The organism is Thermogutta sp., assembly GCF_014359955.1.
In the GTDB taxonomy this organism is placed as follows: Bacteria; Planctomycetota; Planctomycetia; order Pirellulales; family Thermoguttaceae; genus Thermogutta.
Genome location: NZ_JACIYL010000067.1, coordinates 1 through 10,461 on the forward strand (window position 1 = coordinate 1; position 10,461 = coordinate 10,461).

Sequence of the window (10,461 nt, forward strand, 5' to 3'; positions counted from 1 at the left end):
CAGCAACTGCTCGACGCACTCTACGGTCGAGAGCCAGGGAGTCCGCCGCCTCCCGATCCCATTGCTGAAGAAAACTGGAAGAAAAACCCCAATCTGATTATCGGAGGAGATTTTGAACGGGCGGTGAACGGTGTTCCAGTAGGCTGGGAGGATCGAGCGGGTCAGAATCGCGAGCCGTTGGGACGTCTCGTCGCTTGGGTGCCCGAGCCGGGAAATCCGCGTAACCACGTCATCCGGTTCAGTTTTGACCGCAGCGTGGGAGACAGCACCGGCGTGATGTATTACAGCTTGCCGTTCCAGGTCCAGGAAGGGGCGACGTATCGTTTCCAGTGTCGCTGGCGAAGTGACGGACCGGCAGTCAAAGTTTTCATCAAGTGTTATGCAGAGATGCCCAGTGAATACCGGGTGGAGTCGCCCGGGACGGCAAGTCGCAGCGGAGCCAGAATACCAGGAGCTTCCTCCGCAGCCGGCCGGGTCAATTCCAGAACGGGCACGCGCACTGCTTATCCAGACTGGAGCCAGATGCGGGAGTGCTATCGCAGTCAGCAAAACCTGAAAGGGCCGCTCAATACCTGGAACATCCACACGGAGGATTTCACCCCAAGACACACGCAGTACACGCCGACCTGGGGACGCGTCATGCTGTATGCCTATTTGGGCGGTGGGACGGTGGAATTCGATGACATCGTGATCAAACAAATCATCCCGCCCTCTCCGGGAGAAGGCAAAAAAGATCCCCGGCGGTCTCTTGCCAGTGGGGTGACGCTCAAAGAAATGGAAGAACGGGAAAAGGCCTCCCGCGGTGATGCCGGTCAGGAGCAGGCTCCTTCTGCACTCCCGCGGTCAACCCCCGGAACTCGGTAATCCTGGACAGCCAGGAGCAATGACAAGCAGGGGGCGTGGGGTGAAGTTTCACCCGTCGGTGAATTCTCTTTTGCTCAGATCACCGCTGTGGGGCGGATTGGCATTCTCTAGATGGAGTAAAGCGAGTAGCGCCACTAAGCCTGCAATGACGAGCTGCCCCAAAAGATACAGGGAATAGCTCACTGCAGGCCAGAGGGAGGCGGCCAGCACCATCACCAGACCGCTTTGCCCCAATCCCCAACCTGCGATGGCCGGTCCTGCAAAGATGGCAGCAAGTTCGTGAGGCACAAGATCGCTGGCCAGGTTATTCACTTCCCCAGCGGGACTTCCGGTCAGGGTAAAGAGTAATCCTAAAGCGAGATGAAGGTTGCCCAGCAGCACCAGCACGCCAAAAACGACCGGACAGAGGCGCGCCACCATTTTACCGGCCAGATAGAGCAGCCCAATCAGTTCCTCCATAGGCGATAGATCAGGATTGATCGCAATCTGGAGGTCGTCGAGATCCAGAAATTGAATCGACGCGAACAGACCCCAAATAGAAATCGCCACCGCGTAAAAAATGAGATCGACGAATCCCGTGGATAGGGCGTACACGGTTCCCATGACAATACTCACCACAGCGATGAGCATGCTGAGGAGTGACATGCCGTCGGGAACCACGGACGACGCCAATTGCGCCCGGGTGCGCAGCTCCCAGCGGTCCAGTACGAAAATCACTCGCGCGGATAGATAATGCCCCACGAAAAGAAAGAAACAGATGCTCAGCGTCAGCAGAAGACTGCGCGCATCCCTGACATGGGAAACGAATAGGCTGTCGGTCAAAATGAGCACTACGGCCGTAAGGAGTCCGTACTGCCCGCAGAGCAGGAACAGATGCTGGCTGGCCTGAAGGAATTCGCTGCCGAATCGCGCTCGGAGAAATGCGAGCCAGCGATCCAGGAGATGACGCCCCAGAGTTTCCCGCGACCGAGCGAACGTGGCAGGGGAGCCTTCAAACGTTTGACGCCTTCGAGTGGTTCGACTGAGGCGAAGCCTCGCTCCATGGCGCCAAGTTTCAGGGCTCGGTTCCTTTTCCGGCGTCGGCGGATTGAGTTCCGGTCGGGGAGCTGCCGCAGTGTTCTGGTGTGCCACTTCCCCATCTCCAGCCGGGGTGGCCGCCTGCTCCGGATTGCTTTGATCGTCCGACAGCACAAGTTCACCGGTGTTACCGGAGGTGTCCTCAAAAAGGCCCCGAATCCTCACTGCGGGAACCCAATTGTCGAGTTCCTCATTCCAGACGAGGTCCTCAGGACTGAGCTCACCCCGGTGAGCCAGGTTTTTCAGCTCCCGAGAGCTGAAGGGGCCGTCTTTGGCGCCGCTGCGGCGCTGAATGAACCACTGTTGCGCCATGGCCAACTGCTCTTTTTTTCATTGCCAACAGTGTGGGTCGGCCGGCCTTGCCGGTGGTACAGCAAGGACCGAGGGGGCTATCTCCCTTCCCATGAGGCTCAGGCTGGATCATCCGCGGAAGGACCGTACAGCCCGGGGACGGGCACGTCGAGTAATCGCAGGTAAACGCACAGGTGTCCCCGATGGTGTATCGTGTGGTTGATGACAAACGTTCGCACCACCTGCCATCGCGGCATCGTAAACAGGACTGTTCCACCCCGAAGAAGCGACCACGGCTTCCAAAACTCGTCTGCTTTGGCTCGGCTCAGGATGCCGCGTGCCGATTCCACATTCTGATCGAAAAGACGCAGCATCGCGGCGACCGACTCCGCCTCTGGAGTCTTGTAGGGTTCCCCGCCGACCGGAGCCACGTCCAAACTCTCTGTATGGAAAGCGAGCTCCACCCAGTGGGGAATGTTTGCCAGATGGCTCCCCACCCAGCGCAGTGTGTTCGATTTTGGGTGGACTTTCCAGTCGAGTTTGTCCTCAGGAATTCTGGCGAGAACAGTCCGGGTGTTTGCCATTTCCTGTTCGAATTCCTGGACAAGTGCCTGGTAGGGATTCATGCTTTGTCTCCTATGGATGGTTCACCATTCCGCGAGCCGATGTTCCGTTTCACGCTATCGCAACGTGCTCAGGACAATCGCCGCCAGGGCGAGAACAATCCCCACCGCTACCTGGAGGTTGAAAACCTCCCCAAACACCATCCATCCGGCAATGGTGGCCATCACGGCCTGAGAGGATGTGAGCAAATTGGCCTGGGCGACCGGTGTCCACCGCAGGCCTTTGGTGAGTGACCAAAACGCCACCAGGTTAAGTATGCCAGAAACAATGATCCACAACCACTGCTCGGGGGAGCAACTGTACACAATCTCCGGCCCGTGCGCATAAAAGGTGTATGGCCCCAGGGTAACGGTCGCTGCACCTGTCACCAGAACCAGAACGAACCAGCCCGAGGTCCCCCCTGTGGTGACGTTGCGAATGACCACTGTGAGCAAGCCGTAAATAAAGCCAGCCAGGCAACTCAACAGGACAGCGGCGAGGGCGACGGAAGACGAACTGCTGGCCACGCCCTCCAGTGTATCCGCCCCTCCGTGAAGGAGAATTATTCCCACAATGAGGAGCACCATGGCCACAAAAAGCCGCGGCGAGACACCTTCCCCCAGCCAGAATCTTCCCATCCACGCTGCCGTGATGAGGCTCATCGCCAGCGACAGCGGGATTGCGATGGCAATTCCCACGGTACCGAATGCCCATAAAAGACCGAGGTTGGCGATCGTCTGCGTGAGGACGCCCGCTCCGACTACTTGCCAGAAATGGCTTGGGCGGGGCAGGGGGATCTTCCCGCGGAGGACCTGCGCAAGCAGCCATGGGCCTACCAGGAGGACGGTGATGGTCTCCTTCACAAAAAGGACGAAGGGGTAGTCGGCGGCCTGGCCGGGTTCTGCCAGTCGTCGCAGGGCCATGTTTGTCCCTGTGTAGAGCATCGCCGCCAGAAGGCACAGCGCCGGTCCCCAGAACTGGCCTGCCGACGTTCGTGTTTCTTGCGAGGGGACTGCTTCGAGAGTGGGTAATTCGGAGGTTGCCGTCATATTTCCTCAGTACTTGGAACAGGTTTTGTCAGCAATGTGCCCGCGGTCACACCGGCGAAACCCCTACCGGCGAAGTGGCTGACCCAGTGAAATTATCGCATTTCGACGCCTGCGACCAGGGAGACCGAGACGAACACGCGACGACGCACATTGCCATCTCTCACAAGTTATGCCGTACTTATGCCGTAAACGAAAGGAAAGCCAACTCACGGGCGACGGTAGGAAGGGGCCAGCTTTGACCACAGTTCCAGATAGCCCGCCAGAATGGCCGACGGGAGGTCGTTGTTTCTTCGCAACTCGGGTATGGGAGTTCCCCAATAAAAGCTGATCCAGCCCCGAGCGAATTTTCGGGATTGGGCGAGGAATTCCTGGAATTCGTCCGCTCCACAGTGCAGAGGGAAGGTTTCCTCGATCACTACCGGTCGGCCGACCGCAAAATGGGAAAGTATTTGAATCGCTTCGTCCACTTTTTTCGCTTCCGGATAGATATGAACACAGATGAAGTCCAGCATGGGGAGAAGGTCCTTCGGACGGAAACCGGACCAGGTGTCTGCTCGGTCTGGCGTGCCGGGTAGGAGGCCGACGGTAATCAGGGTCTCTTTATCCACTTCCCGAATGGCCGAGTGGAGATGCTTCACCCAGGCCACGGCGATTTCCGCTCGTGATCGCTCTCCTTGCTCCAGGGTAATCCGCTGGACGAAATATTTTCCCCCCAATGGTTTCCCGACCAGCCAACCTTGCTCCCGGGCGGAACCGACAGGTACCACCGGCTCGTTCATCAGGTCGTAGCAAAACACGGCCGGAGAATGCCCCACCGCGCGGGCAACGGTCTGCCAAAAGAAGGCCTGGGCGTTCCACCGCTCGGATTCGTCGAGAGAATCGTACCACTCCGGCACGTCCTCCTTGTGGTAACATCCCAAGCCCGTGATGTCCAAATACAGGCCCGTCTCCTCGGCCAGCTTAACGAGGTCCTCAAGTTTTTTCAGATTTTTTTCGTTGGCTTGATTGGGCGAAATGAGGAACTTTCCTACCTGGAGATGGATCCGCACCACGTTCGCGCCCAGCGCCTTCATTTCCTGGAAGTCGCCCACCACTCGGTCCCATTCCTTGTCCCAGTAGTCTTCCAGAAGCAGTCCTTTGGAATCATGATCGTAATTGAAGCCCCAGGGCACGAAGGGACTTCCCGATCGCGCCAGGACCAAGTGCTGGCCATCCGCCGACAATCGGACCCGTTCCAAACGCTGCACGGTCGGCTCTTGGGCAGGTGTGAAAATCCCCGGCAGCAGGGCAACACCCCACACGAGGATAAAAAATCCCCATTGGCGATACTGATTTCGTAGAGGCATGGGTGACTTCATGGCGAACATTTCTCTCTCACCTAGGCATCCATTACCGGGCTCATCACTCTTTGCCATTCAGCCCTGCCAGACGCCGCAGCCGGGATGCACTCAGCATGAGCGCCCGTCCGTTATGATACGCGGCCTTCCAGATATGCCCGAGATCCTTTTCCACGGGGGTGCCGTCTGGCAAAACGGTGTCAAACCATTCGCCCGCCTGCGGATGGACCTGGTACTTCCGGATAAACTGCCACTGACTTAAGAACGCCCTCCAGTAACGAGAATTCTGCTGGCCGAACAACTCATGCATGAGCAGAAGGGCGTTGAGGCCCTCCGCCTGGGTCCACCAGATTTTTTCCAGGCCGTATGGAGGGCCAAAAGCCGTGCCTTTGTCATAGAAACCACCGAGCTTCGAGTCCCAGCCGTACTCCAGGGCGTGATCGACCAGGCTTTTTGCCACGCGTCGCGTGGTGTGATCATCTGGGATTCCGAGAACTTCCGCAGCCTCGAGAAGAAGAAACGCGGTCTCCACATCGTGCCCGAACGAATCGTGATCAGGGACCGCCCGCCAGTCCGGTGTAAAATACAGGTTCAAACACCCAGGCTCGACAGCAATTTTGTCCCGTACCACCAGAAAAATGGAAAAAAGCCGCTCTTTGACCTGCGGATCCGGCCAGGCGCGGTAGAGTTCCGTGAGGGCTTCCAGAATGTGAATATGACTGTTCATGGACTTGAACCCGTAGGGCGTGCCGAGCAGGTCACGATGGGGTTGATCGCGACCGTTGGCACCGTTTGGCGGGACGCTGAGGATAGGTGTTCCGTCCCGGTGGTACGCCTCAAAATAACCTCCATGGTGCCGGTCGTAGGCGTGCTCCTCAAGCCACCGAAAAGTGTTTTGGGCGAGCACCAGGGCATCTTTATCGCCCGTTAACCGGTAAACATTCGACGCCGCATAAAGCCCGAACGCGATGCCGTAGAGGTGTTTTTCCGTGCCGTAGGAGGACAGATGATTTCCGTTTTCGTCCAGGCCCCAGAAAAATCCACCTTCCAGACAATCCCACAGCACGTCGCGGAGAAACTTCAGTCCGTGCTCGGCGTACGCCTGGAATTCGGCCTTTCGATCGGGATAGCGGCGTGCCACCTCGGCCGCCACCCAGGTCATTCGGGCCTGAAATACAATCGTTTTTTCATTCCGGGGACCAGGCGTCCCATCGGCGCGAAAGTGGGGATGAAAACCGCCGTGTTGCTGATCAATACATCGCGGGAACCAGAACGGCAGGATCTGATCCAGAAAGTGGGAGTCCATCTCTTCCGCAAGGCGAACATAATCGCTCTGTTGCGGTGATGGACTTTCTGCCGCCGGCTCGGCCGCACCCGCAAAGCGCACTGAGACCAATGTGATCGCGGTCAGGGCAAGAATCCAGCTTCCAGCGGTCCGGGCTCTATGACCTGAGCGATCAAAAGGATGCACCCTGCGATGTCTCATGGTTGGTTTCTCCTGGTTCTCGAATGCCTGTTGGCAAGATTTTTTAAAAACGTCCAGGTGTCACCTGAACGCAGCCATGTTTTTCCGTCAGCCTTCGGCCAGGAAGGCGACCGCAAAGAGCAATGGTGTTGTGGTGCTCGCTCATCCTTGTGTCTCTTCATCCAGCAGTTTGGCTGGCACAAGATCGAAGCCATGGGTGAGCAGGATCTCTACCGCCCGGGGGATTGGCTCGGCTTCCAGCAGGACCACGGCACGCTCTCTACCTGGAAGAACCACGGAGTGCGTTGCCCGGACCAAAACATTCCCCTGGGCCAGCGGCAAGAGAATGCGAAGCAAGGGCTGGACTCCCTCGGGTAGAATGACCCCAACGAGCTTGTAATCCGTGAACGGGAGCCCGGCCCTCTCGAGGATGATCCGGCCATCGTTCGGGTGAGTTACCACCATTTTGAGCAGCGCCGCGGGATTGCCGGGCACCGTCTCCAGGGCCAACACTTCGCAGCGCGTGGTTTCGAAGCGGCGTAACACCCCTCCGATTTGGCGCAGCCCCGATTCGAGAAACACCTGAAAGCCGGTGAGTACGGAAAGGCCATTTCCGTCCGATGGCTCGTTGTTGGGCGCTAGCGGATTATTTTCGGTGGACATTCTTCGACCTGAAAAAGACAGAAACAATCTGCGTAACAATCCAGCCGCCAGCAGGCACCTGATTTCGTTGGCGGCACAGCCTATTATTGTATCCGCCACGCGGTGTGCCGTACTGCCGGAAGGGCACAGCAACGGGAAACCCCCAGGTGCCGTCAACGGAGGCAAAAATCGGGGCCGCCGTGACACCGCTCCGTTTCTTGGCATTGCCTGTCTTTTTCTTTATCCATCGCATCTGTAGAACGAGAGAAGGGACAGTTCACGATTTTTTGAAAGTCTGAATGTCCGCCAGCAATCGCCATTACGTGGTGAGGCCGATTGGCCAATGTCTCACGGAGATTCTTAAAGGAAATGCGAGATACGGACAACACGCACCAGGACACTCCCCGAGCGGCCAGCCCGGGGTCGGCCCTGCCGATCCGCAAGCACGGCGTGGTGGCTGTGATTGTGCGAGGAGATCGGCTGTTGCTCATTCGCCGTTCGCATCAGGTATCGGCCCCGGGAAAGTTCTGTTTCCCCGGTGGGGCTATTGAGAAAGGGGAGACGGAAGAAGAAGCGGTTGTGCGGGAACTTCGGGAGGAGCTCGGCGTCTGCGTTCAACCGGTGCGGCGAATCTGGGAAAGTCGTACAGAATGGGGTGTTCACCTGAGCTGGTGGCAGTCACGTCTCGCAGAGGACGCCCCAATCGTTCCCAACGCGGCTGAGGTAAGCCATATCGGTTGGTACACAATTCCCGAGATTCTCGGCCTGTCCGATTTGCTGTCGAGCAATCGCGAGTTTTTGCGGAAGGTTCTGGCCGGAGAAATCCAGCTCGATTGGGAACCGTGAAACCTCCCCGTGTGGATGCGAAAGACTTCTCAAACGCTGCGTTCAATCAGTGTTGAGAACCACTCGCCGTCAGCGGTGAGCGGCGGAAGAAGTGTTCCTCTCTTGGCCGCTGTTTCCGGCGGAATCGCCAAAAGTGAATCGTACGTCCGCCGATGTACTGTCAATTTGCCGAAGGAATTGCCCGACCGGGATTCTCCAAAAGCCCGGCGAGTTGCCCAAAGCGGGTGCCGGATTCTCCCCAGGGCTGGGCGGACGGCCGCCCTCTCCGGAGATCACTCCCGCGGCCGACACAACCGGATTGGTGGGGGAATTCAAGTCCTCCGCGAAAGTGGCGGGCTGCACTTCGCTGTCGCGAAGTGGCAGAACGGCATCCAGATTGATGCCGGCAGCAGGTTCGCCGGTGAGGGCTGTACCGGTTGCTGATTCTGTCGGATGCAAATCCTCCGGTGGCGGGGGCGTCCGCTGCTGCGTTATCCGGTAAACCCAATCCACAAGGTCACGGTACTGCTTCATATCGGTTCCGGAGAAAACAGGTCCCGGCATTCCTCCGTGTGGTTGGAGTGGCTTTGTCAGGATCGGGCTGGCGCCAGGCTCGTTGAAGTCGATCCACCCCAGAACTGTCCGCAGGTTTTGAGCAGTTTGGCCGCGAAGGGCGTACCGATCGGGAGACAGCCTGAACAATCGCGCTTCGGGCGGTACACCGGCGCCCCCATGGCATGCGGCCGCCGCACAATTGTGGCTCAGGATGGGTTGAATCACCCTCACGAAATCCTCCCGCGCGTCTTCCGGCAGGCCGCGGAGAAGCACGGCCAGGTCGGGGACGGGGGAGACCATGTTCCATGGCGGGACGGTCTTTTTTCCGGCGTTCAGAACATTGGCCTGGGCTGGGGAGATCTGGCCGGTACGGCTACCGTCTGCAGCGGGTCGGGAAGGCGGAGCGTCCCTTTCCCCCTGGCGAACAAGCGCCATTTCTACACGGCGTGTGGCAAGCGGTAATCCCGGATGTTCCGGGGCCAGTCTTCGAGCTTCTGCTAATTCCGCCCGCGCTTCTTCAGGTAGGCCGTGTTCAGCGCACCAGATGGCCAGTTCCAGATGAGGTTCAGGATCCTCACCAAAAACCCGGGACCGCTGCTGGTAGTAGAGCTCGCGCATGCTGGCCGCGACGGCCACGACATCCCGGCGAGAAATGTAAATCTCGCCGTGGGGGACTTTCACATGGTAGTTGTCATCGATGGCGATGAGAGTTCCTTCGATGACATGCCCGTTGCGCAGAAGCAGGACAACGTGGTCGAACTGGGGTGCTTGAGGAAGGGAAGGGCCAGAATTGGGGGTAGGGGCACCGGCGGTGGAAGCCTGTTGATCCCCAGCACAAAAAGGACGGCTCGACATGAGCGTCGATGAAAAGACCAAAAGCATTACGATTTTCAGGAAAAACCGTCGCATCATGCCGAAGTTATTCTGGCAACCCAGTCAGGATTTCACAGGATTTGTCGATGATTCGCTCGAGAATACGTGGGTGACTCGCCCAGTGAGCTAACGGACCTGGGGACTGGTACCCGCCGCCAGAGCCGGGTTGTTTCGCCCTCTACTTTGAGCCAGCCGGATTTCGTTTCGCAGTGCAGCAACACGCAGCGCCAGTTCCGGCTGTTGTCGGTTCAGTTGGAGTGATTGTTCATAGTTGGCCAGCGCCAGTTCCTTTTGCCCTTCCAGCTCCCGGAGATGGCCCAATGCGTTGAGAGCCCGCACGTTGTTCGGGTCAAGGGCGAGGGCCTCCAAGAGCTGCTTTTGCGCGGCGGACCGGTCGCCCAGCTCCTCGTAGAGCCGTGCCAGTTCGATCTTGGGTTCTGCCCAACTGGGGGCGGAATTGGCCCAGTTCTGGAGCATGGCCACAGCCTCGGTCGATCGTCCCTGAGACACAAGAAGGACGGCCAGACCTCTCCGCGCGGCGATATGGTGCGGATTCTTGGAAAGCGCCAGTTGGTAATAGGATTCTGCGCGGCCATAGTCATCCGGCCGATGATACAGGTCGCCTAACCGATGGTACACGGCCGCGATGTTGTAATAGGCCGCTGCATCGTTCGGGTCGTAAATCAGCGCCTGGCCAAAGCGTTGGAGGGCCTCTTCGTATCGCGCCTGCTGGTAGAGGCGGACCCCCTCGGCGTTGAGCGATTGGGCCGTCATGCTTGCACAACCCGGTGCCAACAGGAGGCCCATCGCCAGAATGGCCGCGAGTTTCCCGATCAATGTTTTCTGTTGGATTGTGTTTGATGCGCCATACACGTTCACA

10 protein-coding genes are annotated in these 10,461 nt (G+C 58.3%); 2 read left to right on the top strand and 8 right to left on the bottom strand.

What is annotated here, in order from left to right; genetic code table 11:
* The coding region (locus tag H5U08_RS03680) for a hypothetical protein (RefSeq protein ID WP_297030267.1) at window positions 1-864 on the top strand (864 nt) is incomplete at its 5' end.
* A 48-nt stretch (window positions 865-912) separates the two neighbouring features.
* On the opposite strand, the gene H5U08_RS03685 is transcribed toward H5U08_RS03680, so the two are convergent.
* The 6 genes from H5U08_RS03685 to H5U08_RS03710 all read right to left on the bottom strand — a co-directional run bounded on the left by H5U08_RS03685 (window position 913) and on the right by H5U08_RS03710 (window position 7,349).
* Window positions 913-2,253, bottom strand: coding sequence for a DUF4339 domain-containing protein (locus H5U08_RS03685; protein ID WP_297030270.1), 1,341 nt, complete (start codon window positions 2,251-2,253; stop codon window positions 913-915).
* 98 nt (window positions 2,254-2,351) lie between these two features.
* Window positions 2,352-2,858 (bottom strand): DinB family protein, encoded by a 507-nt coding sequence (locus tag H5U08_RS03690; protein WP_297030273.1) that lies wholly within the window; start codon window positions 2,856-2,858, stop codon window positions 2,352-2,354.
* A 54-nt stretch (window positions 2,859-2,912) separates the two neighbouring features.
* Window positions 2,913-3,884 carry a DMT family transporter gene (locus H5U08_RS03695; protein ID WP_297030275.1) on the bottom strand — a complete coding sequence of 324 codons (972 nt, stop codon included), beginning with the start codon at window positions 3,882-3,884 and terminating at the stop codon, window positions 2,913-2,915.
* A gap of 206 nt (window positions 3,885-4,090) precedes the next feature.
* Entirely contained in the window at window positions 4,091-5,230 is a 1,140-nt protein-coding gene (locus tag H5U08_RS03700; protein ID WP_297030277.1) for a cellulase family glycosylhydrolase, read from the bottom strand.
* Between the two features lie 55 nt (window positions 5,231-5,285).
* Entirely contained in the window at window positions 5,286-6,707 is a 1,422-nt protein-coding gene (locus H5U08_RS03705) for an AGE family epimerase/isomerase (protein WP_297030280.1), read from the bottom strand.
* 141 nt (window positions 6,708-6,848) lie between these two features.
* Window positions 6,849-7,349, bottom strand: a complete 501-nt coding sequence (locus H5U08_RS03710) for a hypothetical protein (RefSeq protein ID WP_297030283.1) — start codon at window positions 7,347-7,349, stop codon at window positions 6,849-6,851.
* A 348-nt stretch (window positions 7,350-7,697) separates the two neighbouring features.
* On the opposite strand from H5U08_RS03710, the gene H5U08_RS03715 reads away from it, so the two are divergent.
* Complete coding sequence (locus H5U08_RS03715; protein WP_297030286.1) at window positions 7,698-8,174, top strand: NUDIX domain-containing protein; 477 nt, start codon at window positions 7,698-7,700, stop codon at window positions 8,172-8,174.
* 69 nt (window positions 8,175-8,243) lie between these two features.
* On the opposite strand, the gene H5U08_RS03720 is transcribed toward H5U08_RS03715, so the two are convergent.
* Window positions 8,244-9,620 (bottom strand): hypothetical protein, encoded by a 1,377-nt coding sequence (locus H5U08_RS03720; protein ID WP_297030288.1) that lies wholly within the window; start codon window positions 9,618-9,620, stop codon window positions 8,244-8,246.
* 87 nt (window positions 9,621-9,707) lie between these two features.
* Window positions 9,708-10,461 (bottom strand): tetratricopeptide repeat protein (locus H5U08_RS03725; RefSeq protein ID WP_297030290.1); only part of this gene is annotated, 754 nt, incomplete at its 5' end.